At 49.8% G+C, this 23,728-nt stretch carries 20 protein-coding genes; 14 read left to right on the forward strand and 6 right to left on the reverse strand.

What is annotated here, in order from left to right; genetic code table 11:
* Positions 1-12: 12 nt before the first annotated feature.
* Positions 13-2,775, reverse strand: coding sequence for an AAA family ATPase (locus tag PN498_RS18620; RefSeq protein ID WP_272064665.1), 2,763 nt, complete (start codon positions 2,773-2,775; stop codon positions 13-15).
* 42 nt (positions 2,776-2,817) lie between these two features.
* On the reverse strand, positions 2,818-3,381 hold the full coding sequence (gene mug, locus PN498_RS18625) for a G/U mismatch-specific DNA glycosylase (protein ID WP_272064667.1): 564 nt from the start codon (positions 3,379-3,381) through the stop codon (positions 2,818-2,820).
* A 272-nt stretch (positions 3,382-3,653) separates the two neighbouring features.
* On the opposite strand from mug, the gene PN498_RS18630 reads away from it, so the two are divergent.
* On the forward strand, positions 3,654-4,364 hold the full coding sequence (locus PN498_RS18630) for an N-acetylmannosamine-6-phosphate 2-epimerase (protein WP_272064669.1): 711 nt from the start codon (positions 3,654-3,656) through the stop codon (positions 4,362-4,364).
* Positions 4,365-4,442: 78 nt separating this feature from the next.
* Here the strand turns inward: PN498_RS18630 and PN498_RS18635 are convergent, their stop codons facing one another.
* On the reverse strand, positions 4,443-5,177 hold the full coding sequence (locus tag PN498_RS18635) for a glycosyltransferase (RefSeq protein ID WP_272064671.1): 735 nt from the start codon (positions 5,175-5,177) through the stop codon (positions 4,443-4,445).
* 108 nt (positions 5,178-5,285) lie between these two features.
* Between PN498_RS18635 and pgl the strand changes: the two genes are divergently transcribed.
* The 8 genes from pgl (at position 5,286) to PN498_RS18675 (ending at position 14,878) form a co-directional block, all read left to right on the forward strand.
* Positions 5,286-6,023, forward strand: coding sequence for a 6-phosphogluconolactonase (pgl, locus tag PN498_RS18640; RefSeq protein ID WP_272064672.1), 738 nt, complete (start codon positions 5,286-5,288; stop codon positions 6,021-6,023).
* 318 nt (positions 6,024-6,341) lie between these two features.
* Complete coding sequence (locus PN498_RS18645; RefSeq protein WP_272064674.1) at positions 6,342-6,977, forward strand: peroxiredoxin; 636 nt, start codon at positions 6,342-6,344, stop codon at positions 6,975-6,977.
* A gap of 709 nt (positions 6,978-7,686) precedes the next feature.
* Positions 7,687-8,598, forward strand: coding sequence for an EboA family metabolite traffic protein (locus tag PN498_RS18650; RefSeq protein WP_272064675.1), 912 nt, complete (start codon positions 7,687-7,689; stop codon positions 8,596-8,598).
* A 90-nt stretch (positions 8,599-8,688) separates the two neighbouring features.
* On the forward strand, positions 8,689-9,615 hold the full coding sequence (locus PN498_RS18655; protein WP_272064676.1) for a TatD family hydrolase: 927 nt from the start codon (positions 8,689-8,691) through the stop codon (positions 9,613-9,615).
* A gap of 84 nt (positions 9,616-9,699) precedes the next feature.
* A complete protein-coding gene (gene eboC, locus PN498_RS18660) occupies positions 9,700-10,632 on the forward strand; it encodes a UbiA-like protein EboC (RefSeq protein ID WP_272064678.1) in 933 nt (310 codons plus the stop codon).
* Positions 10,633-10,682: 50 nt separating this feature from the next.
* Positions 10,683-11,891, forward strand: a complete 1,209-nt coding sequence (locus PN498_RS18665) for a 3-dehydroquinate synthase (protein WP_272064679.1) — start codon at positions 10,683-10,685, stop codon at positions 11,889-11,891.
* A 220-nt stretch (positions 11,892-12,111) separates the two neighbouring features.
* The gene (eboE, locus tag PN498_RS18670) at positions 12,112-13,374 is read left to right on the forward strand and encodes a metabolite traffic protein EboE (protein WP_272064682.1); all 1,263 of its coding nucleotides are present in this window, start codon (positions 12,112-12,114) and stop codon (positions 13,372-13,374) included.
* Between the two features lie 109 nt (positions 13,375-13,483).
* Positions 13,484-14,878, forward strand: coding sequence for an alkaline phosphatase family protein (locus PN498_RS18675; protein ID WP_272064684.1), 1,395 nt, complete (start codon positions 13,484-13,486; stop codon positions 14,876-14,878).
* Positions 14,879-15,006: 128 nt separating this feature from the next.
* Here the strand turns inward: PN498_RS18675 and PN498_RS18680 are convergent, their stop codons facing one another.
* Positions 15,007-15,357, reverse strand: a complete 351-nt coding sequence (locus tag PN498_RS18680; protein WP_272064686.1) for a Dethiobiotin synthetase — start codon at positions 15,355-15,357, stop codon at positions 15,007-15,009.
* A gap of 314 nt (positions 15,358-15,671) precedes the next feature.
* Here PN498_RS18680 and PN498_RS18685 point away from each other — a divergent pair, with 314 nt between their 5' ends.
* From PN498_RS18685 to PN498_RS18705, 5 genes are all read left to right on the forward strand, one after another.
* A complete protein-coding gene (locus PN498_RS18685; protein ID WP_272064688.1) occupies positions 15,672-16,850 on the forward strand; it encodes a DegT/DnrJ/EryC1/StrS family aminotransferase in 1,179 nt (392 codons plus the stop codon).
* A 21-nt stretch (positions 16,851-16,871) separates the two neighbouring features.
* A complete protein-coding gene (gene crtB, locus PN498_RS18690) occupies positions 16,872-17,771 on the forward strand; it encodes a cyanoexosortase B (protein WP_272064691.1) in 900 nt (299 codons plus the stop codon).
* Positions 17,772-17,800: 29 nt separating this feature from the next.
* Positions 17,801-18,529 carry a cyanoexosortase B system-associated protein gene (locus tag PN498_RS18695; RefSeq protein WP_272064693.1) on the forward strand — a complete coding sequence of 243 codons (729 nt, stop codon included), beginning with the start codon at positions 17,801-17,803 and terminating at the stop codon, positions 18,527-18,529.
* Between the two features lie 160 nt (positions 18,530-18,689).
* Positions 18,690-20,165, forward strand: a complete 1,476-nt coding sequence (locus PN498_RS18700; RefSeq protein WP_272064695.1) for a polysaccharide biosynthesis/export family protein — start codon at positions 18,690-18,692, stop codon at positions 20,163-20,165.
* Between the two features lie 87 nt (positions 20,166-20,252).
* Entirely contained in the window at positions 20,253-22,469 is a 2,217-nt protein-coding gene (locus tag PN498_RS18705; protein ID WP_272064697.1) for a GumC family protein, read from the forward strand.
* 72 nt (positions 22,470-22,541) lie between these two features.
* Here the strand turns inward: PN498_RS18705 and PN498_RS18710 are convergent, their stop codons facing one another.
* Positions 22,542-23,168 (reverse strand): hypothetical protein, encoded by a 627-nt coding sequence (locus PN498_RS18710; RefSeq protein WP_272064699.1) that lies wholly within the window; start codon positions 23,166-23,168, stop codon positions 22,542-22,544.
* Positions 23,169-23,252: 84 nt separating this feature from the next.
* Entirely contained in the window at positions 23,253-23,645 is a 393-nt protein-coding gene (locus PN498_RS18715) for a nuclear transport factor 2 family protein (protein ID WP_272064701.1), read from the reverse strand.
* Between the last annotated feature and the right edge of the window lie 83 nt (positions 23,646-23,728).

Here is a 23,728-nt window from a genome sequence, read left to right on the forward strand (position 1 = left end):
ATGGCCCATCGACTAGTTATCCCGTTCAACGACGATGACATTCTCTGTAACCTTCTCAAAGGTGTCGTCATGGCTAATGACAAATAGCTGATTGAAGCTGCGAATACGGGCGATCGCCTCTGCCAAACTTTCTCGTCGCGATCGATCCATATTAGTCGTCGGTTCATCGAAAAAGGCAATGTCAATATCTGCCAGAACCTTCAAGAGAGCTAGGCGAATTGCAAGGGCTGCACACATCTGCTCTCCCCCCGACAAGTTGACAAAGCGACGAGTGTTAGGACCTTCCTGGACGAGAATTTCGTAGTCACGAGTCCAAGTTAAAGCCACGTTAGGACGATTCAACAACTCGCGGAACAGGCGATCGCCCTCACGAGCAATCTGCTGCACATAGCGTTCCGTAATGCGAGGCCCGGCTTCCTTGTAAGCCTTGCGAGCGAAATTGATGAAGCGTTTGATCCGCTCCCGCTTCTTGCGTTCCTCCAATGCAGCGTCACGTTTTTGCGCCGCATCTGTCAAAGCATCAATCTGACGCTGAAGCTCTGCCAATAGCTGCTGCTGTTGAGGCAGGCTCCCCGACAAGCGATCGTGCTGTGAGCGAATCTCCTGATAAGCGGCATCTACCTGCTGAGCCTTTTGGGGATCAAAATCAGCTTGAGCTTTGTCCAAATCGGCCTGAACAGTGTCACGAGTGTGCTGCAACTGGGTGAGTGCTTGCTGAGCCGTGGTCAGGTCTTGCGTCAATTGAGCCTCACCGTGAGCCGCGCGTTCATACTGCAAATATTGTAGGTAGCCCGTTTGGTGAGTCTGCTTGATTTGATTCTGGGCTGCGATCGCTTCGTCCAATTGCTCAAAGGCTTTAACCTGAGTGTCCACTGCCTCAATCTGCTGTTGAATGCCGGACTGAGCTGCCTGCATTTCGTCATACCGTTTCTGGACCGTAGGCTGCTGTTTGCGCGATCGCTCCAAAACGGCACAGCGCCCTTTGGGGTCTTCTAAACCTACTAACAAAGCCTGAATGTCCGTAACCTGTGTGCTAACGGTCGCCTCATCTGATAATTGCCCCTGAAGCAACTGAATGCGCTCACGGACTACTACCTGTTGTGACTGCAATTGGTCCAAGTGCTGCTGACGCTCTGGGATAGTCGCGACTGCCGCTTGCTGTTTTCCAAGTTCGGTCAAACGTTTACGCAGCGTTTGTAACTGTGATTTAAGGGTTTTGGCATCAGTTTGAGCAGATAAATCCGTCAAAATTTGCTGCACCGCTGACAAAAGCTGATCATGAATCGCCGCCCCTGTTCTCAACGCAGATGACAGTATTGTGATTGTCTCAGTAGGGAATTGAGACTGACTTGTTTGTAGCCTTTCCAAAGTCTGTAAAGCCTGTTCAATTTGGCTCTGGTAGCGATCGCCGTCAACCTGTCCTCGATCAGCGAGCTGCCGCAAATCCGTCTCGAATTGTCGAGCCGCTTCAACACGGCTGAGCTGTTGCTGTAAGCGATCGCGCTGCTGCTCTAAACCTGGAATTTCGGCCACCGTGGCTTCTAAAGTCCGCAGCTGTGCGATGTCTTGAGCCTGTTTTTGAAGCTGCTGGGTTTGCTGAGCAGCTTGTCCCTCCATCGCCTGAAGTTCTCCTTGCAGTTTGGCAAGAACAGTCTGCTGCTGCAGCAAGTCTTTGAGTTTCGCTTCTAGCTGATTCTGTTGCTGAACGTGGACTTGCAGCTGAGTGATCTCTTCTACCGCTGCTTGAAATCCATCAAGCTGTACTTTCAGCCGCGTAATGTCGGCAGATCGGGTCTCCAGCGTCTTTTGTAATGTTTGCTGGCGCTTCTGCAAAGACTGCCGTTGGGTCTGCTGCTGGCCCAATGTTTGCAATTGAACTTCAGCTGCTTGATAGGCCTCATACGCTGGGCGCGTGTCTGCACAAATTTGAGTAGCCTGCTTAGCCTGTGCCAGCGACTGAGTGAGGAGGGCGATCGCCTGCTGTTTGCCGTCGATTTGAGCTTGAACCTCCTGCCGCTGAGTGTGTAGCTGCTGCACGTGTTCAAGCTGAGTTTTCAGGATTGCTCTTTCCTGTTGCAGCGTTTCCATCTGACTGGTGAACGCCGCCAACTGAGCCTGATTTTGAGTGATTTCTGTAGCTGCCGCCTGATGCCGAGTTTGTAGTTCATCCCAAGCGGCCAAGCGCTCCTCGTAGCGAGTAATTTCTGCTCCTACTGCTTCCACTTTGGCTTCAGCATAGCGACGTAGACTATTCAGGTCTTTATAGACCGTCTTGTACTCTTCAACCTTAAGTACCTTGTCAAAAACTGCCTTGCGATTTTCAGCGGTCTGCAAGAAATCGGCGGTAAATGTTCCCTGCGGCACCCCTACCGTCCGAGCAAACAGTTCACCCAAATCAGTTCCTGACGAGACCCCCAAATGTTCTCGTAGCCAAGGCAATACTTCATCTTTAATGCGGGTATAGGGTAGTCGCTCATTAAGCTGTGGATCAAAAAGCGTATAGCCCCGAGTTGTATGGCGCTGCACGGTATAGGTACGGCCATCCAAGTTTGAGATGAAGTCCACCGTGACCTCGGCACTGCCGCTACCGTTGCGAACTAGGTCATCTTTGGCATAGTCGCCGATGTAGTTGAATAAGACCCAGGCGATCGCCTCTAGAATGCTGGTCTTTCCGGCCCCATTCTCACCGCAAATCGCATTTGTCCCTTTCGCGAAGGTGAAATGCCGGTCGCGATGGGTTTTGAAGTTCTTAAGCGAAACGGAAAGAATTTGCATAGAAGCGCAATGGATTGAATTCTGAGGTTTAGAGTTTGAGTGTCAAGGGGAAGGAGTGTCAGACAGGGCATTGAATAGCTCACGATAGGCGGTAGCTAAATCATCGATCTGATAATGAGCATTCAAGCCACTGGGATTCGGTAAAGCCCAAACCTGAGTGTCATTAATCGCGATCGCCTGGGGACCAACCTTCGCTTTGGGTTGCTTAAACGCTATCCGATAAGCGCTAATGCCTAAAACAGCCAAGCAGGTGGGGCGAAACTGCTCGATCTTGTCAACCAGCTCATAATACCCCTGTTCTAATTCTGCCGCATCTAACTCATCAGCACGGGCAGTAGCTCTAGCCACGATATTGGTCATACCGTATCCGCGATCAAGTAACGTGGTGTCTTCAGACGGATCAAGAAGACGCTCTGTGAAACCTGCCCGATACAGTGCTTTCCAAAGACGATTACCAGGACGAGCAAAATGATGGCCAACCGCTGCACTGTAAATGCTGGCATTGATTCCACAAAACAGGACGTTTAGATTAGGGCCAATAATATCGGGGACTTTTTGATTATAAGCAGCTTGAATTTCAGTTTTTGTTGGCTTGTGGCAGGGCATAGAGTAGATGAGTTAAGAGCGATGAGTTTGTGGCACTGGCTGCTAGAGACCCTTATTTTAAGGCTTGCTTTGATTGGAACATATCCAGGCACTGGAAACAGTCAGCGGACTGTAAGGCACGGATCAGCGTTGCCGACATGGCTGTAACCATTGTGATCAGGACGGTAAAGCCTACGAGTGCCTCTACTATTTACGCAGGAGATTGATTCTGCTTTTACCCCCTGACTTCTGGTATAACTTGGGGCGATCGCTTTCCACAGTGGAGACAAAGCATGGGTTTGGATAGTAGCCTGACCACCCTTCAAGGAGGACTCGTCGTATCCTGTCAGGCTCCGGCGACGTCACCTCTTCATGAACCTAGAGTCATTGCGGCAATGGCAGCAGCGTCTGTTTCACAAGGAGCAGTGGGGGTGCGAATCGACAGCCCTGAGCATGTTGAAGCGGTTCGACAGCGGGTGTCGGTGCCTATTATTGGGCTGTGGAAACAGGTGTATCAGGACTCTGAAGTTTACATTACGCCCCAGTTTCACCATGCGCAGGCGATTGCAGCCGCCGGAGCTGACATTATCGCGATCGATGCCACATTACGTCCGCGACCGGGTGGAGAGACTCTGACAGGATTGATTCAACGAATCCACGCCGAGCTGCAGAAGCCCGTAATGGCCGATATCGATACGCTGGCCTCAGCAGAGGCGGCTGTCAAAGCAGGGACAGATCTTCTGGGAACGACGCTCTATGGCTACACACAAGAAACACAGTCTGTAAAGCCGCCCGGATTTGATCTGCTATCTACTATCGTCACCCAGTTTCAGACACCGTGTATTTGCGAAGGGGGAATTGCGAGTCCAGAGGCGGCTCGCAAGGCACTGGATGGGGGAGCCTATGCTGTAGTTGTAGGAACAGCGATCACCGGGATCGATATCTTGGCCCAGCGCTATTGCAACGCGGTTTCACCCAGCGATCGCTCTAAATACAGAGGCTGAAGTATAGCTTTAGCCCTCCAGACTTGTGCACCCAAGTGAACAAGTTCCCTAACCCCCCAGTCCCTACTCCCTAACCCCCTACTCCCCGTCCCGGCGGGTAGGATAAGTGACATTAATTTGAATTTTTCGCTCATACAGGCGATTCATCCAGCGCGGATCTAGGTTGAGGTGATACATCATTTTCAAGGCTTGATTCAACACGGCCTGCCGATAAATCCCTCGATCGCGATATCGACGAGCCGAAGTAATTACACTGTCGGGCAAGATCATGGGTGCACCATACTGACCAAGACATTGACTCAGAAGGGTGTCCTCAAAAATATCTATATCAGGAACGCCACCGATTTTTATTAGCAGCGATCGCCGCACACCAATGCAGTGGTCTAAATACAAAATACGACCCCACCGTGGCCGAATCACAGTTGAATACCAGGAGGTGTACCGCAGCAGCCAATGGTCTAGGTCAAACTGATGTTGAAATCCGCTCCAGGTCACTTCTGGGTCCTGAAAACTTTGAGTGATTGTCATAAGGGCTGTTTTAGCAGGCAATACGGTAGCCGGATGGTGAAGGAGAATGATATCGCCTTGGCTTGCCCACACACCTTCATTCAGTCGCTGAGCTCGATTGTGTGCCTCCGACTCGATCACGTGAAACTCTGGCAGCTGCTTCAGTATCTCCAAGGTCCCATCCTGACTGGGACTGACCACTGCGATCAGCTCCTTTTCTCCCTGCTGAGCTATCAGATTTTCAGCAATTTTGGGGAGATAGCCATGACGAAGCTCGTTTAAACAGGGCAACACAACTGAAATCACGGTCCGAACCTTAACTAAAATAGCGCTCTCTAAAAGTAAAGCTTAAGCAATTCTAGGGTGATGAAAAAATCGTTTACGCTGCAATCGAAGCCCTATATCTCTATCGTTATGACCTCTGTACAGATTGAGATTTATCCTGATCGCAGCGCTTTAGTCGCCCGATCGCGCACATTAGTCAAAGAGCGAATTCAAACAGCGATCGCAGCGAAAGGCTCCTGCTCCATTGCGCTGGCAGGTGGCAGCACCCCGAAACCGCTGTATGAAGGCTTGGCAACAGAAGATTTGCCGTGGTCAAAACTGCATATCTTTTGGGGCGATGAGCGCTATGTCACCCTTAATGATCCCAACAGTAATGCTGGAATGGCAAAAGCAGCTTGGTTAGATCAGGTGTCAATTCCAAAGGACCACGTTCATATCACGCCAACTCATTTTGAGGATCCTGCAGAGGCGGCAGCAGCTTACGAAAAGACGATTCTACAAACGTTTGGCAGCGATCGCCCAGAATTTGACATTATTCTGCTGGGCATGGGAGATGATGGGCATACCGCTTCTCTGTTTCCCCATACGGAAGCGCTGAACGTGCGCGATCGGCTGGTCACGGTCGGAGAGAAAGCCGGTGAACCCCGCATCACGTTTACAATACCGCTTATTAATCAAAGCCGTTGCGTCATTTTCCTAGTATCCGGCAGCAACAAGCAGATGGCACTTTCCCAAGTATTTGCTAAAGAAGCAGACAATACGACGTTCCCATCTCGCCACATTCAACCACAAGGAGAATTGTGGTGGCTACTAGATGCCGACGCCGGAGAAGTCATTCAGTCCTTACCCAACGTTCAAGTCCTTTAGCGACGCTAACTTCCACCTACAAACAACCCATTCCTGTTGAATACGCCGATTCAGTCTCCGACCTTCATCGCTGTTTGCGACTCACGTCATCAGAGGGTTGAACCCCTATCGCTGGTGCAGGTTAGGCAATATGCACCCCACCTGTAGACATTTTATAGAGGTTCTGTAGCTCTTCCATCGGCCCTTTGCGGGACTGAATATCGTTTTTTAAACTAATCCTCTAAAAATCGACCGGGATACCGGGGTTTGTGGCAAAATATTTTTTATGGCTTGTGACGCCATTTGTGATGACCTATACAGATTCAAAGAGAGTTTCCTATGACGCTTCAATTGGGCGATACGGTACCCAATTTCACTCAAGATTCTTCTGAAGGTGAAATTAACTTCTACGATTGGGCTGGCGATAGTTGGGTTGTTTTCTTCTCTCACCCCGCTGACTACACTCCAGTCTGCACTACTGAGCTAGGTGAAGTTGCGAAGCTAAAAGGCGACTTCGAAAAGCGGAATGCCAAGGTAATTGCGCTGAGCGTAGACGGTGCTGAGTCTCATAAAGGGTGGATTGGCGACATCAACGAGACTCAGAGCACAAACGTTAACTATCCCATCATTGCTGACGAAGATAACAAGGTTTCTGACCTGTACGGCATGATTCACCCCAATGCCGATGCCAAGGTTACGGTGCGAACTGTCTTTGTTATTGACCCCAACAAGAAGCTAAGACTGACGATTACTTATCCCCCCAGTACGGGGCGTAATTTCCAAGAAATCTTGCGCGTCATTGATTCTTTACAGTTGACTGATAACTACAGCGTGGCCACTCCAGTTAACTGGAAGGAAGGCGAAGATGTTGTCGTTTCTCCTAAAATTTCAACTGAGGATGCCAAGGGAAGGTTCCCCAAAGGCGTCACTGAGATCAAGCCTTATCTTCGCATGACTCCTCAGCCTGACAAATAAAATTGAAGCTCTCTATGTCCTAAAAACTTTAGATTTTTAGGGCAGCTTAATAGCACTTGACAAGCTCATTTAAAGTAGGGCTGAAGCTTGTCCGAATATTTGCCTTTAAGAAAGGATGCGTTTCAATGCATCCTTTTTTATTGAATTTTGATAAAAGGTTGTAGTCAGAACAGAGTTATAGATATGAGAAAGAACTTCGCTGTTTCAGTAATATTAAGGCGTTAAAGGCGTCAGCAATTTTGATCTGTCAAAAGATAAAGATTGCTTTTTCAAAAGCCGAAATATACGCCGATAAATGATTTGGCGGCTCAATCTTATGACTGACAAAGCTTGGATTACCAAGACCTATGAAACTCATTCTTCCCCGAATGTTGTTATACCTGCTTTTGAAAAATTCTTGTCAAAAGGGTCTTCTTCTGAAAGCCTGCTATGTTAGGTGTTTTCAAGATTGGACAATCTTGTTTTAGGATTTATAGACGAACCGGATTCCCTTGAAGTTTCAGTAAAGGTACTGGCTCTGTGCTTGAATCCAGAAAAGCCCTTCAGTACTTTTATGGATAAGTCGTAGTGTCAACGCTTATGTTGACCTGTGATTGCGCTTATATAGAACTCCCTTAATTTTCAATATTGTCATTGCTGTCGTTAACAGTGTGTTGCTGAGAACGACAGCACGTTTGCTCATGAGTAATCTTTTAGAAACTTTAAATTTATGGTTGCTAGTACTTCGTATTCTGCGATCGCGCTGCCCGATTCCGCTCAGGTGGCTGCTACCTTACACCTATGGTTATCCCGTCACTTAACGGCATCAGGAGCTGCCTGGCTAGCGCAAACACTTGAACAACTGTCTGATGAGGATTCTGAGCGAGTACTGTTTACTCGATTTAGCACTGCTCCTCGACAGGTGGGCAAAGCAGATCTGCGGCTTAGTGAGGTCGATTTGCACACAGCTGCTATAGCCAGAGCAGGGTGGACGCCCAACCAGTGGAGCCTTGACCAAGCAGCACGGACACTCTTGTTGCTCACTTTTCCATCAGAGCCGCACGATCGCTACGTTGCTGCATTAGAAAAGCTCTTTGCAGCAGCCGATGTTGCCGAACAGATAGCGCTGTATCAGAGTCTACCCGTTCTGCCTCATCCTGACAGATGGATTGCCCGAGCCATCGATGGTTTAAGAACCAATATCACAGCGGTCTTCAATGCGATCGCGCTGCATAATCCCTATCCGGCTGACTATTTTGATGAAGCCGCCTGGAACCAGATGGTTCTAAAGGCTCTGTTTGTGGATTCTCGGCTGAGTCAAATTCAGCGATTAGAGGATCGGGCAAATCCTAAACTAGCGCAGATGCTGTCTGACTATGCCCACGAGCGTTGGGCCGCTGGTCGTCCTGTCAATCCTCAACTGTGGCGACCTTTGGGGCCTTTTGCTGAGGGCTGGCTCGTTGCCGATTTAGAACGAGCGCTGAGCAGCCGTGAACTGTCTGATCGACAAGCTGCTGCCCTTGCCTGCGCCAGCGCTCCATCACCCGATGCACAGAATTTATTGGATACCGTGCCTGACATCAAGCAGGCGATCGCAACAGGGCAACTCACTTGGGACAGCTTTAGCCTTACCCACCCCTAAGAATCAGGCAAAAGAGAGCCGTCTTTCAGCTCTGCCACTTTCCTCCATTAGCCCATTATCTAGACCTAAGAAAGCGAATCAAGGACAGTCATGCCTCCCAACTCTCAAATGGTCATTGATCCTCATATTCACATGACCTCTCGTACGACTTATGACTACCTTGTCATGAAGGAATACGGTGTTGTTGCGGTGATCGAGCCAGCCTTTTGGTTAGGGCAGCCTCGAACTCATATCGGCACGTTTCAGGACTACTTCAACAGCCTAATCGGTTGGGAGCGATTTCGGGCCGGTCAGTTTGGTGTCCGCCACTATTGCACGATCTCAATCAATCCTAAAGAAGCCAACAATGAAGCACTCGCCGAGCAGGTTATGGAGCTACTGCCCCTCTATGCCTGTAAAGAGGGCGTTGTTGCTTTGGGAGAGGTCGGCTTTGATGACATGACGGCAGCCGAAGAGAAGTATTTCCGCTTGCAATTGGAACTGGCTAAAGAACTCGACAAATTGGTTCTGGTCCATACTCCTCACCGCAACAAGAAAGAGGGAACCAGCCGCAGCATGGACATTTGTCTAGAACACGGATTAGATCCTTTACAAGTTGTCATTGACCATGCCAACGAAGAAACCGTTGCCGAAGTCCTTGATCGTGGCTTCTGGTGTGCCTTCTCCATTTACCCCAACACCAAAATGGGCAATGAACGCATGGTGGAAGTGCTCAAAAAATACGGCAGCGATCGCATCTTCATCGATAGCGCTGCTGATTGGGGGCTGAGCGACCCGCTCGCGGTTCCCAAAACAGCACAGCTCATGCTCGAAAGTGGCATTCCACAAGAGCAGGTGACTGCAGTGTGCTACGGCAATGCCCTCAAAGCCTACGGTCAAAGCGGTGAAATGAAGGCAGACGACTGGCTCAATCCGCCTGCGATCGACCAGCGCCAACTTTACAACGGCAATTCAGTTCTCCGAGGCCAAACTCCCACTATCTACGACCCAGCCAAAGAATCCATGATTATCCGTTAAACAATAAAACGATCGCAATCGAAACGTCTAAATGACAACTCAAAACTCAAAACTTAAAACTCAAAACTTATTTAGAGAGGAACCGTGGAAACGTTAAGTGTGCGATCGCAATCTATTTGGGCTTACCTACAGCTCATGCGACCAGCCAATATTTTGACGGCCTGGGCCGACATCCTCGTCGGCTATGCCGCAGCCGGAAGCGCCACTGTTGTCATGACTGTGGCGGTGGGTGATTGGTCTCTCAGCCCGCTCGCCCCGCTAGGCTGGTTGCTGCTATCGACCAGCGGACTGTATGGCGGTGGCGTTGTGTTCAATGACGTATTTGACGCGGAACTTGATCGGATAGAGCGTCCAGAGCGCCCGATTCCGACAGGACGAGCCACTTTGTTGGGCGCGACTTTGCTCGGGGCAAGTCTGCTGAGCGTTGGCGTTGCGGCAGCAGCTCAGGTTTCCATCCTAAGTGCAGGACTGGCAATCGCGATCGCTCTAGCTGCCGTGGTGTACGACGCCTTAGGCAAGCATCAGGGTTGGTTAGGGCCTCTGAATATGGGGTTATGTCGAGGGGGAAATCTTCTACTGGGGGTCAGTGCAGTTCCTGCTTTGGTGTTGGAACGCTGGTTTTTAGCAGGTATTCCTATTGTTTACATCGCAGCGGTAACCGCTATTAGTCAAGGAGAGGTAGAAGGCGGCAAGCGACAAACGGGCCTCTTGGCGATCGCTCTCGTGCTTTTGGTTCTCGTAGGAATATTTAGTCTCAATGGGTGGGGTGACTACGACTGGCACTCAGTACTCCCCTTCGCTGGTCTTTTTGGGATGTTGGTCTTGCCAGCGTTTGCTAAAGCTGCTCAGGATCCTAGTCCTACCACGATTCAGAAAGCAGTGAAAACCGGGGTCCTGTCTTTGATTGTTCTAGACGCCGCGATCGCGGCAGGATTTGCAGGCTGGCCCTATGGATTAGCCGTACTGGGACTTTTGCCTCTATCTATGGCTCTGGCTCGTTTGTTTGCGGTGACTTAGATTTTTTAACTGATTTTTTTATTCATTATTAACAACAAGAGGTTTTAACCGTGGTTGCTACTTTTCCTACGCCAATACGATCAGGAGTCAGTACACCGATTCACCAGCAGTTTACGGTCTCCTTTCAGTACACTGTGCACTTTACAGAAGCCCTCTTTCATTCAGACAACGCCTTACTGGCCGAGACGATCGCAGCCGATGGCGAAGCAGGACCTAAAAAAATTATGGTCATTGTCGATGATGGTGCAGCAAACCATCATCCGCATTTGCTGTCCCAAATTGAGCACTATGGTAAGTGTTATTGCGACGCCCTGACTCTCACCGCACCTCCCATTCGAGTGCCTGGTGGGGAAGCGGCAAAGAACGATCTCAACCTGATTGAGCAGCTACAGCGTCAGATGGACGCAGTCGGATTGTGCCGACATTCCTATGTTGTGGGTATCGGTGGAGGTGCCGTACTGGACATGGTGGGCTATGCGGCAGCGACTGCCCATCGAGGCATTCGCCTGATTCGAGTCCCCACTACCGTTCTGGCTCAAAATGATTCTGGTGTTGGCGTCAAAAACAGCATCAATGTCTACGGTAAGAAGAATTTTTTGGGAACCTTTGCACCTCCCTATGCTGTAATCAACGACGCTGCTTTTTTAACCACGTTAGACGATCGCGATTGGCGGGCTGGCATGGCTGAGGCGCTCAAAGTTGCACTGATTAAAGACGCTGATTTTTTTGCCGAAATAGAAGCCAATGCTGCCGCGATCGCTCGGCGGGAAATGGCTCCCATGCAGTCCTCTATCTACCGCTGTGCTCAACTGCACATGCATCACATCGCAAACAATGGCGATCCGTTCGAGATGGGATCGTCACGCCCGCTAGATTTTGGACACTGGGCTGCCCACCGTCTTGAACGCTTGACTCATTACCATTTGCGGCATGGAGAAGCGGTTGCGATTGGGATTGTTCTTGACAGTGCTTACTCTTATCTGGCTGGATGGCTCTCCCAGGCAGCTTGGCAGCGCATCTGCAATACCTTTCGGATATTAGGATTCACCCCCTATGTCCTAGAGCTATCCAATCATCTCAACTATCCGGAGCATCCTGACTCCATCTTTCGAGGCCTCGCAGAATTTCGAGAGCATCTGGGTGGCGAATTGACGATAACTCTGCTGCACGAAATTGGTTTCGGTGTGGAAGTGCATCAAGTTGACCTGCAACGCTACCGAGAAGCGATCGCCCTCTTGAAGTCACTACCTATTCCTTAGTAACGGTCACTTAACAAGTGTTGAATACTGAAAATAGGCGCTCTTTAACTGTTATACCGACTCCTTATTGTTGTATCTACAGATGGGTATCTACAGATGTTGGAGTTGAAGGCGCTCTCAATTAAACGGTTTTTAATCCGCAATTCAATATCAAAATCGCGAATCGATATCTTCTCTTTCTTTGCAACTACTCAAACTCTAGCTGTGTGTGAGACTCCCCATGCGTATTAGCCGTGATTCCTCCCGTCATTTAACCTACTGCACCAACATTCACCCCGGTGAAGATTGGAACAGTGTTTTTCAAAATCTACAGACGTATATTCCTGCTCTCAAGCAACGTGTTTCTCCGGATACAGCATTCGGCATTGGGTTACGGCTGTCTAGTCTAGCCAGTGAGCAATTGCTGGCAGGCAACCACCTGCTCTGCTTACAAGACTGGTTAGCGGCTGAAGATTGTTATATTTTCACACTCAACGGCTTTCCCTACGGCGGCTTCCATCAGCAAGCCGTGAAGGACAAAGTGTATGCACCCGATTGGTCCACGCGCCCTCGACTGAGATACACCCAACGGCTAGTGACGATCTTGGCAGCTTTAATGCCTCGCTCTGTAGACGGCGGCATTTCCACCGTGCCCCTGTCTTACAAACCCTGGTATCGACCCTATTCAGAAGAACAGACCATTGTTTTTGAGGAAAGTAGTCTTTATCTAGCGGAAATGGCGGCAGAGCTAGCTCGTATTGAGAATGCAACCGGCAAGCTGCTGCATCTAGATCTAGAGCCAGAGCCCGATGCACTGCTTGAGAATGCAGATGAGGTCATTGCCTTTTTTCAAGAATGGCTATTACCCATAGGCTGTTTGTATTTACAAAAACGGCATGGCATCCTCTTGGAAGTTGCAGAGCGATGGCTACGACGACACATCCGCATTTGCTATGACACGTGCCATTTTGCAGTGGAATATGAAGATCCCACCACCGCTTTAGCCAAGTTCAAAGCAGCCGGTATCGAGATCGGCAAAGTACAGCTCAGTTCAGCCATTCGCATTCCTATTCCAACGGAACCTGCTCAGAGGGCCTGTTTGCAGCATCAATTAGAACCATTTGCAGAGTCCACCTATTTACATCAGGTAATTGAGCAGCGATCGCCTGGAACGTTGCATCACTATCCTGATCTGAGCGATGCCCTATCCGCACTGGCAGAGACTCCCGCGATCGAATGGCGGACCCACTTCCATGTTCCCCTTTTTATTGACCGCTATCCTCCCTTCGAATCGACCCGAGACCACATCACGACGGTTTTGGAAAAGCTGCCTCAGTTTTCTGACTGCACTCATTTTGAAATCGAAACCTATACCTGGGATGTGCTTCCATCCGAGATGAAACTAGACGTTCTGACATCAATTCATCGCGAGTATGAATGGGTTTTAGCAACCTTGTCCAAAGTCTCGGCCACGGCGGTCACCTCCGCACTTTCTCCCAGTTAAAGCGATTCCTTTTTGATTGAAAGGGCTATGAGAATGCCTATAGGCAGAGATTAAGCAGTGCTCATCTCACGCTACTTATACAAAACCTTATTTCTACATCTCACTTTTTATGAAGAAAACAGTCGTCATTAATGTGGTTGGTCTGAGTTCTCGCCTGATTGGAAGACACACTCCCAAGCTTCAGCGGTGGATGCGCCAGGGGCAGCTCGCAACCATTCAGCCCGTTCTCCCAGCCGTCACTTGCACGGCTCAAAGTACCTATCTAACCGGGCAGTGGCCTGATAAAACTGGCATTGTCGCGAATGGCTGGTATTTTCGCGATGATTGTGAGGTCAAGTTCTGGCGACAGTCCAACAAGCTTGTTCAAGCTCCTAAGATTTGGGATATTGCCCGCAAAATTGACTCTGCGTTCACCTGCGCCAATCTGTTTTGGTGGTACAACATGTACTCCACAGTGGACTACGCTGTCACCCCCCGACCCATGTACCCTGCCGATGGCCGCAAACTTCCAGATATTTATACCCAGCCAGCAGATCTACGGCCTCAGTTACAAGCTGAGCTCGGTCAGTTTCCACTCTTCAAATTCTGGGGCCCCGCAACATCGGTCGAGTCTAGTGAATGGATCGCAGAGTCAGCCAAGTGGGTGGAAAATCGCCATCATCCAACGCTGACGTTAATCTATTTACCGCATTTAGACTATTGCTTGCAGAAAATTGGTTGTGATGCCGAGGCGATCGCTCAGGACCTGGGAGAGATTGACGATGTTTGTGGAGAACTCATCGAGTTTTACGAGAATCGAGGTGCTCAGGTAATTGTGCTGTCTGAGTACGGCATTACTCCTGTCAGCAAACCTGTTCACATCAATCGCTTATTACGAGAAGCTGGACTTCTACAGGTGCGCCAGGAGCTTGGTCTAGAACTGCTGGACGCAGGAGCAAGTCAGGCGTTTGCAGTTGCCGATCATCAGCTTGCTCATGTGTATGTCAACAACCCCGATGTGTTGCCTTCTGTCAAACAACTGCTAGAGCAAGCAGAGGGGATTGATTGGGTTCTGGATGCAGCCGGAAAACGTGACTATCACCTCGATCATGATCGCGCGGGTGAACTTGTTGCAGTCGCTCAACCCAACGCCTGGTTCACTTATTACTACTGGTTAGACGATAACTGCGCCCCCGACTTTGCTCGTACGGTCGACATTCACCGCAAACCGGGTTACGACCCGGTCGAGCTCTTTGTTGATCCGCAACTCAAGGCGCCCAAACTCAAAATTGCTTCTAAGCTACTGCAAAAAAAACTCGGCTTCCGCTATCTGATGGATGTCATTCCCTTGGATGCCACGTTGGTCAAAGGCTCCCACGGTCACGTCACTCAGAATTCAGAAGACTGCCCGGTCTTTATTACCCGCAACACTGAGCTTTTGCAGCAGGAAACCATCAAGGCTGTGGATGTTTTTCAGCTTATGTTGAATCACTTACAGGCAGGCGTAGCCGTGGCGGCTGAGTAGAACACCACCGTAGTCTTCACTAAGAAATGAATGAATTTTAAGTTCTCAGTTTTGAGTTTTGAATGATTGAGTCATCGGCGAATCCAAAGCTCAAAGTTGATACTTAAATAAGTTCCCGTTCCTAAATTTCAACGGTAGTTCTCATTAGCCCCATTAGCCCAAATAGTGCGAACGGCTTCAGCGATGCGAGTTAGGTCTTCATCCAAAAGCGGCGGCCAGTCCACGCGATTACGCTGACCTTGTAGATACAATTGGCGGCTCTCATAGGACAAGATAAAAAGAGCCAAGCCAAGGGATTTTGCAATAGTCGGTTCATCCTTCAGGGTTTGAGAAACCGTCTTCAGTGCCAGCAGAAGCGACGTTACCTGACCTGGAACAGGAGCAACTCCCTGTCGCAAGCATTCGATAAAGGGCGTCTGTCCGGGGACTGGTGAAACGGTTTGGGCTAGCAGAAAGCGACGAGCAGTATCAAAGTCCATAACAGCGAAGCCCTCAACAGAGACACACTAGAATTGTTGAAAACGAAATAGCTTCGGGCACTCTAGGCCCATCTCATTCGTTCAAGAAACCGCAGACACACGTTTTATAGAGGTTCTATCAAGCAGACCTTTGCCTTTGTAATAGAATCACGAAGCCTTGATTATAAGGGCGTATGCTCTAGATCTGGCTAATTAGTATCAGACGTAGGATGCTGAAACCTCTGTAAAGCAATAAGGCATGTTTCTAGCATTCGGTATCTGCCTGTGGGACTCGAACATTTTGAATATTTTGCGGGACTTTCGTTGGCAAATCCATGAAGCAGTCTGCTCTCACCGTGCCGTTTGTTGACCTATCTTGGCAACATCAACCCATTCAAGACGATATCCAGTCTGCCCTGACTGCTATTCTGAACCAGGGAGATTTTGTGATGGGTCAAGCTGTTAAGCAGTTTGAATCTGCCTTTGCCGAAGCATCTGGAACACAATATGGTATCGGTGTTGGTTGTGGCACAGATGCGATCGCGCTGGGACTGACCGCCTGCGGTATTGGTGAAGGCGATGAGGTTTTGTTGCCTGCCAATACGTTCGTGGCGACGCTGATCGGCGTTCTGCGAAGCGGTGCCACTCCGATCTTCGTGGACTGCGATCGCGAAACCGCACTCATTGATTTGACCGCAGCTGAGGCTGCCATCACGTCTCGGACACGCGCTATCGTCCCGGTTCACCTGTACGGTCAGATGGTGTCTCCTAATGAGCTAAAAACACTCGCCACGAAGCATTCTTTGCTCATCTTTGAGGATGCCGCTCAAGCTCATCTAGCTGAAAGAGATGGAATCCGTGCAGGGGCAATTGGCACGGCTGCCGCCTTTAGCTTCTACCCAAGTAAAAATCTCGGCGCACTGGGTGACGGTGGCATGGTTCTCACCCAGCAGGCATTGGTGGCTCAGACATTGCGATCGCTACGGAATTATGGGGCGGTGCGCAAGTACTTTCACACAGAACCTGGAGGTACCAATAGTCGGCTTGACACCCTACAGGCAGCCGTTCTGAAGATCAAATTACCGCTGCTACTAGGCTGGAATCAGGCCCGCAACCGCATAGCCCAGCACTACGATCGCCAACTCTTCGCATTGAAAGAGTTTGGTATTTCGCCCATCCGTAACCAAAGTGGTACGGGCCATGCTTACCATCTCTATGTCATTCGCGTCACTATTGACTGTCCTGTTGATCGCACCGCTCTACAGCTAACTCTGCAACAGCGTCAAATCCAAACGGGCATTCACTATCCTGTGCCCTGTCATTTGCAGCCTGCGTTTCAGTTTCTTAACTATTTGCCTGGCTCCTTCCCCGTCTCGGAAACACTTTCCCAAGAAATCTTGTCACTACCGATGTATCCCGGTATGACGTTAGAGCAGGCAGATTGGGTGGTTTCTGCAATTTCTGACGCGATTCATCAGTCGCCAATCTTAGAAAAAACAGCAGCTTTGCACTAACGTCATCTCCCCTATTCATCCATGTCTACATCTTCTCAGCCTGCCTCCCGGTTTTCACTCTTGCCTCAGTCCTACACGCTGTTAGGACTGCTGATAGTCATGTATGGACCGCTGATGGCTTACTGGGTACATGGCTGGCTCAACAAATCCATCAGTATTCAGCATGAGTACTTTAGCCATGGCTTGATTGGGATACCGTTTGCGGCTTACATGGCGTGGGGAGAGCGATCGCGCTGGCAGCAATTGCCCGACAAGCTTCATCCAGCAGGATTGTGCCTGCTAATTTTGGGCGGCGGACTCTATTTCAGTCAGCTTTCTGATTGGATGAATATCTCCCTGCCGTTGGTGATTGCGGGGCTTTGTCTGGGCCTCAAAGGTGTATCCGGCTTGAAGCTCATGAGTCTACCTTTGCTTTTAGTTGTGCTCGCCACTCCCAGTCAAATGCCTTACCTGATCGAGCCTTACATCTTGCCGCTCCAGGAGTTTATCGCTAACGTAGCGGGTTTTTTGCTGATGCAGGGCGGAATTGACGTTACCGTCGACCAAATCTATCTGCGCGTCAATGATCAAATGGTGGAAGTCGCTCCCCATTGCGCTGGACTGAAGATGCTGTTTACAAGTCTGTATGTAGCTCTAATTTTGGCCCATTGGAATAGCGTCTGGCGTTCTCGGTTTAGAGTGGGCGTTTTCTTTACTGCAACGGTGGTACTGAGTGTGGTTGCTAATATTATTCGCAATACCGCTCTGAGCTACTTTCACGGCACAGGCCGAAATGCAGCTTTTCACTGGCTACACGAGAGTTGGGGGGGGGATCTTTACTCAGCCATCATGTTAGTCTCTCTGATCTTTTTATTACAGCTGATTCAGCAGTATGTCCCGGAGGATCTATCTGTTAATACGAATACTGAGTCAACCATTTAAGCGTTACTTATTCTGAGGACATGCCACCGATGTCACAAGCCGTCAAACCCGTGTTTTTACCAAAATCAATGGTCCATTGGATATTGGTTGCCGTGTTGACGGTATTAGTTGCGATCGCCGCCCTGCCGAACTATCTGCAGGGTCAGTGGCCCTGGAATGCTGATTTACAAATCCCTCAGATCGGTCAGCTCAGAACCCTGTTGGAAGAGCCAATCGTCTTACCCGGATGGGACATGTCCTATCACCAGGTCGTTGAGATTAGCGGCAAACGGTGGAATTTCGCAGAGTACCAGGCGAGCAATGCCGTGACCTCAGTGCCTGCCGATACGACTATTGGCCTGCTGCTTCGCGCTCCCGTAGCCCATGATCAACAGCCCACCGTAGAGTGGGTCGATGTGCGTGGGTCTCAAGGCTGGAAGGTGAGCGATTTACATCGAGTTTCCTTTGCTGCACAAGACAATATGGGCCAACCGATGCAGGTCACAACTCGATATTTTCGTGGCCTGAATGAGATGAGCACATTCGCTGTCATGCAGTGGTATGCCTGGGCGGGGGGAGGTCATTTTGCTCCTGGTCGATGGTTTTGGGCGGATCAAAAATACCAGTGGCAACAGCGTGAGCGCATGCCTTGGGTGGCGGTCAGTCTGCTATTACCCATTGAACCTGTCGGCAACATTCGACCTCATACAGAAGCAGCCGTTGGGATCGCGCAGGCAGTCCAAGACGCTTTGATGGCTTCAACATTGCAGGTTGATTAAGGACACTCCGCCATCCGTTCCAGTCTGAAGCTGCAAGTGTCATTCTTGAATGGCCCACGGTATTGAAGAGAAGCCGTTGTGGTTAAATGAATCGGATAAGCGTCTACCGTCCTCGATTGTCCTCTTGACTACTGTGCTGTTTTTATTCGGTTAGTCTGATATGGCTACAAAGGATTTCCACGTCTACTTTCAGAGGTTAAGCCGCTATCGCTGGGTCGTTCCCAGTGCTGCTGTTATGTCACTCGCTGCTGTATCGGGTGCGATCGCTGCTGATCCCCACTCTATGGCAGACCGACATGATTTGCTAACCCAGGCAGAGGCCACAATTGAAGCTGAACTTGACGCGATCGCATCAACATCGTCAACCACGGCTTTACAGCACAATAGTTCAGAAGAACGCACTCTGCTGCCGCTAGAAACCGATACGTCCGAGGCTGAACAGAGTCCAGTTGAGGGGGCTTCAGAAGCGTCCACTGTCGGTCAGTCCGCCTCTGAAGAAGCTGATGCTGATGAAGAGCCCTCAGCACCGTCTGACTTTAGACCTAACCCAGAGTACACTGCTCCTCTACCTCCTGTTGATTCCAACCCACCCTCTTTACCCCCAGTTCAGCAGCTGCCTCCCCCATCGCCCGATCCGTTCATGGAGAGCCTGTTTGGAGCACCACAAACTCCTGATTTTGATACCTATCGTCTAGGTCCAGGGGATTCATTCTTCGTGAATGTGCGTCAGTTTCCAGACCTCAGCTTTCAGGCAACGTTAGACATTCAAGGCAACGTCATTGTGCCACTGCAAGGGGTCGTTTCTTTCAATGGGCGCACGTTGCAAGAAACAGAAGCTCTGATCAGTCAAATCTATGACCAATATGTAGTCAACCCTGATGTGAGCATTACGCTGGTTGCCCAACGAGGTGTTGAGGTCACAATTTTAGGTGAGGTGGTCCGACCAGGCTATTATCCCCTCGGCGCTCCTCAGATTGCAGCAGCGCTGTTGTCAGCAGGAGGTACCACCGGGGATGCAGACCTAAGATCTGTCTCTATTCAGCGTCGCCTTCCTGACGGGCAACTGTTAGAACGTACTATCGATCTGTTTACGCCACTTAGTGAAGGGGAAGAGATTCCCAATGTGGCGCTGCAAGATGGCGACGTTATTCTAGTAGAGCGCTTAGATCCAGCAGCGTTAGACGAATACGATCGCACTCTAGTGGCTCGCTCCACGCTGGCACAACCCGTCATCACAGTTCGATTTTTAAACTACGGCAGTGGCAGTTTGGGCGGGGCAACCTCAGGCTCCCTCACCGCGATCGATATGCCTAACGGCAGTCGCTTTGCTGATGCCCTAGTCAGAGTTAGTCTCAACCCGGACACCTCAAATTTGAACGAGGTGGCCCTAATTCGATTTGATGAAGAAGCTGGACAAGCGGTGACAACGACGTTGAACGGTCATGATGCTTTTCGCGGTCTTCCTGCAGAAAATCCTCCGCTACGAGACAACGACGTCATCATCGTCAACCGTACGGCTCTTGCTAAGATCACCTATGCGCTCAACACCTTCACTCAACCGTTTAGAGATGTCTTAGGCTTCTTGCTCTTCTTTGATCAACTCGCTGGCTCCGCTGAAAGCTTATTTGGACCGTAAGTTCTCAATTCTTAGACCGCACTGTTTTGATTCGCTCCTTTCATTCTGTTTTGATATTTAGCCCTCTTACGGTGAAACGACTCTGTCATGGTGATGCCCCTCTTAAAACGATACGGTTTTGCTCTTAATCGATACAAGTGGGTTGGTCTTGCCACATTTGTCAGCGTGCTGGGTATATCCAGTCTTTTTGCGATTCAACCACCACCGGAGGACAAGTTTAAATCTGAAGGGGTGCTGGTGCAAAACAATCCAGTCGTCTCATTTACGACGACCGGAGTTGAGCTACAGCAGCAAGGTCAAGGCATTATTACTGAAGAGTTTTTGCTTGCCGATATCTTGTTGGAGCGGGTTGCTGAACAGCTCACGTCTCAAGGATTGGCGATCAACCCCAGCGAAATTCGCAATAACACTAATGTCAATATCAAAACAGCTGGTGCGGAGCAGGGGGGCGTGCTGCAAAGCGTCAATGTCAGCTATACCGCCGATGATCGTGAAAAAGCAGAGGCGGTTTTGTCAGTGTTGTTTCAGGGCATGGTTGAGCTGAGCCGCGTTACCAATCGAGCCCGACTAGGGACCATTGTTACGGCATTAAACGAACGCCTCCCAGAGATAGAAGCCGAATTACGGGCAGCGGAACAGGCTTTGGAAGCTTACGATCGCCTGGAAGGACCAGCGATTCAGGCCGCATTAGACGGCAGTTTGCTATCCGCTATCTCCAGTAGCCAGAACCAGCGCCGTCAGAATCTTATTGCTCTAGCTGGGATTGAGGCACAGATGCAGAGTTTACAAGCTCAGCTAGGACTCTCTCCTGAGGCCGCTTATGCCTCTTCTGCTCTTAGTGCTGATCCCATTCTGGCTCAGTTGCGAGCCAATATTTACGAGGCCGAATCTCAGCTGAAGTTGTTGTCGCAGGACTTAAGACCTGCGCATCCAACCATGGTTGAACTTCAGAAAAATTTGGATGCTTACGATCAGCTACTGCGGGAGCGGGCGGCTGAAATTATTGGCGGTGGCAGCAATTTAGCAGCTATTCCTAGCGCCGAAGTCATCCGACAAAACAGTAATTTAGACCCAGCGCGGGCAGAGTTGGCCTTTCAGCTTGTCGATCTCAAGAACCAGCGAGAGGCATTGATTACTCAGCAGGAAGTTCTACGGCAGTCCGAAGTTCAGCTACGAGATTCCTATGCTCGTTTGCCCAACAAGCAGCTTGAGCGCGATCGCCTGGCTCAGCAGGTCGCCCTCAAACGAGCACTTTACGATCAAGTTCAAGCCAAGCGGATTGATGCTCAAGCCGCCGAGGCCGAAACAGTGAGTAGCTTATCTGTAGCGAGTCCACCCTCAACTGCCGAAGTTCCAGCAGAAGAGGTAAATCCGGTTGTAGTTATGTTGATTGGTGCTCTAGTGGGCTTGGGTCTGGGGGGTGGTTTTATCTTCCTGCTCAACATGCTTGATCCCACGATTCGGATCTTCGAGGATTTAGAAAAGCTGTTCGAAGATCAGGATATTCCACTGCTGGGACTGGTTCCTCAGGTGTCACCCCAACGAGGTGAGCCTGTGCTCATTACGGATCCCAACCACCCCTCTGGCGACATTTATGAACGTATCCGGAGTAATCTACAAATTTCTGGTGTTGAGTTAAGTGACGGCAAAATTCCAAAAGTTGTTTTGATAACCAGCACGATTGCTCAAGAAGGCAAAACGTCTACGGCTTATAATCTGGCGATCGCCACCGCTCGTTCCGGCAAGCGAACTCTCATCATAGAGATGGACTTCAAAAACCCTTCTCAAGCATGGCGCTTAGGAGTACAGCCTGACGAAGATGCTGTGGTTGAACCTCTACGCTTCTACGGGGGGCGATTATCTGATCCAGTGAAGATGGTTCCCGATGTCGCCAACCTCTATGTGGTTCCTGGAGTCGGTCCCCAGCGAAATTCTGCCGCTGTTATCGATTCCAGCGAAATGGATCGATTTTTAAAGGATGTGAAAGCTAGGTTCGATTTTGTTGTTGTTGATGCCCCCGACCTAACAGGCAGCAACGACGCTATTCTGCTGGAGCCTAAGACTGATGGTATGGTCGTTGTGGCGCGACCAGGCTATACAAAGAAGCCGACCCTGACCAGCATTTTGGAGCAGTTGGAAGAGAAAGATGATTTGCAGGTCTTGGGAGCTATTGTTAATGCGGCCAAACTTCCTGTGACAGGTGTGCGGCGTTACGAAGAAACATTGGCAGTCGGCGAAGCACACGGCGGGTATACTTCACAGCCTAGCGACAAGATTCCTGCAACTATTCCGGTGGATTTCTGACAAGAATGAGGGCCAGAGGATAGCTCACTCAACCTTCTACGCAATTGATTGTCCGTCATTGGAGCGATCGCTTCAACGGGTTGCATCAGACAGTCCTAACGTTATGCCAAAGAGAATGGACAGCACTCGATCCACATCATTGGGTATGGCGTAAGTATTGATGTCCTTCTGAACTTCCTTAGCATCGCGGCGAAAAAGCCCGAACTTCCAGGTATCCCCTGTTGTAACAGCACCATACAAAACAGGCGTAACCGCCTTAGTCCACTGGTCAAGGGCAATCAGTTCGACGGCTAACTGAGTAAACCCTTTTGCTAGATCGGCATTTTTAGCTTCTATGACAATTAAGTTTTGCGAGGTTGGGAGGAAATAGTCAAAGCTACCCCTGAGTTTTGAACTCACGCGAACTGGATACTCGATCTTCAAGGGTGCTTGAATGAACTTACAGACAGTTCTGAGCACAGGAAAAATCAATGCTTCCCGACGGGCAATTTCTGACGATGGATCAACCAGTGTCAGATTGTCTTGTAATTCAACTTTCAATGGGTTGGGATCAATCGGAAGCTGCTGAGGTAACTCAAGCGCAGTGTTTTTCAACGAGACCCCAAACTCGGCCAGAATGTCTGCTGGATCAAAGGGCAATTCGGCATACTTGCTAAAGGTATAGTTCTCTTCTGGGTCCAGTAAGGGAGATCTTGCCATGGCGATCGCTCTTTAGGAGGTGATTATCTCAATGTGGAGACTAGCAAACAGGTATGTGGTTTGAGCAGATTTATAAGGCAGATGTCAGGTTTGCGGTTGCTCAACCACTGCGCTGGCATGGGCTGCAATAATTTGCCAATTGCCAGGAGAGGTTGCTTGCCAAACGCGAGTGAAGCGGAGGGTTTCGTCGAAGGTATCGTCAGCAAACTTGCCCACAATGTGAGCGGCAACGGTTACGATCGCAACGTTTTCTAGCAGCTTAATCGTCTGATCTGAAAGATCAACCGTTTCAATGGCAATTTGACCAGAGCGGTGGGCGTCCAGGTCATCCTGTTTGGTCATCTGTTTCCCAAGGTGATTGGTGAATATTAGATCGGGTGCGATGATCCGATCCAGGACCTCGACGTCTGATGCCAACATGGCTTTTCTCAAGGTTTCTTCGGCTTCTTGAATGTCGACTTCAGGGTCTTTGCTCACTGTGTTCAAGCCTCAATGGTATGGGATGATCGTATGCTGTAACGCTGCAAAGTTCACGTTTGCGGCCTACAAACCTAGCAAAA

The organism is Oscillatoria sp. CS-180 (assembly GCF_028330965.1).
Classification (GTDB): Bacteria; Cyanobacteriota; Cyanobacteriia; order Phormidesmidales; family Phormidesmidaceae; genus Halomicronema.

Bases quoted from the DNA above. Each gene is read 5' to 3' on its own strand.
- PN498_RS18620 (WP_272064665.1), bottom strand. From the start codon at position 2,775: ATGCAAATTCTTTCCGTTTCGCTTAAGAACTTCAAAACCCATCGCGAC.
- mug (WP_272064667.1), bottom strand. From the start codon at position 3,381: ATGCCCTGCCACAAGCCAACAAAAACTGAAATTCAAGCTGCTTATAAT.
- PN498_RS18630 (WP_272064669.1), top strand. From the start codon at position 3,654: ATGGGTTTGGATAGTAGCCTGACCACCCTTCAAGGAGGACTCGTCGTA.
- pgl (WP_272064672.1), top strand. From the start codon at position 5,286: ATGACCTCTGTACAGATTGAGATTTATCCTGATCGCAGCGCTTTAGTC.
- PN498_RS18645 (WP_272064674.1), top strand. From the start codon at position 6,342: ATGACGCTTCAATTGGGCGATACGGTACCCAATTTCACTCAAGATTCT.
- PN498_RS18650 (WP_272064675.1), top strand. From the start codon at position 7,687: ATGGTTGCTAGTACTTCGTATTCTGCGATCGCGCTGCCCGATTCCGCT.
- PN498_RS18655 (WP_272064676.1), top strand. From the start codon at position 8,689: ATGCCTCCCAACTCTCAAATGGTCATTGATCCTCATATTCACATGACC.
- eboE (WP_272064682.1), top strand. From the start codon at position 12,112: ATGCGTATTAGCCGTGATTCCTCCCGTCATTTAACCTACTGCACCAAC.
- PN498_RS18675 (WP_272064684.1), top strand. From the start codon at position 13,484: ATGAAGAAAACAGTCGTCATTAATGTGGTTGGTCTGAGTTCTCGCCTG.
- PN498_RS18680 (WP_272064686.1), bottom strand. From the start codon at position 15,357: ATGGACTTTGATACTGCTCGTCGCTTTCTGCTAGCCCAAACCGTTTCA.
- PN498_RS18685 (WP_272064688.1), top strand. From the start codon at position 15,672: ATGAAGCAGTCTGCTCTCACCGTGCCGTTTGTTGACCTATCTTGGCAA.
- crtB (WP_272064691.1), top strand. From the start codon at position 16,872: ATGTCTACATCTTCTCAGCCTGCCTCCCGGTTTTCACTCTTGCCTCAG.
- PN498_RS18695 (WP_272064693.1), top strand. From the start codon at position 17,801: ATGTCACAAGCCGTCAAACCCGTGTTTTTACCAAAATCAATGGTCCAT.
- PN498_RS18700 (WP_272064695.1), top strand. From the start codon at position 18,690: ATGGCTACAAAGGATTTCCACGTCTACTTTCAGAGGTTAAGCCGCTAT.
- PN498_RS18705 (WP_272064697.1), top strand. From the start codon at position 20,253: ATGGTGATGCCCCTCTTAAAACGATACGGTTTTGCTCTTAATCGATAC.
- PN498_RS18710 (WP_272064699.1), bottom strand. From the start codon at position 23,168: ATGGCAAGATCTCCCTTACTGGACCCAGAAGAGAACTATACCTTTAGC.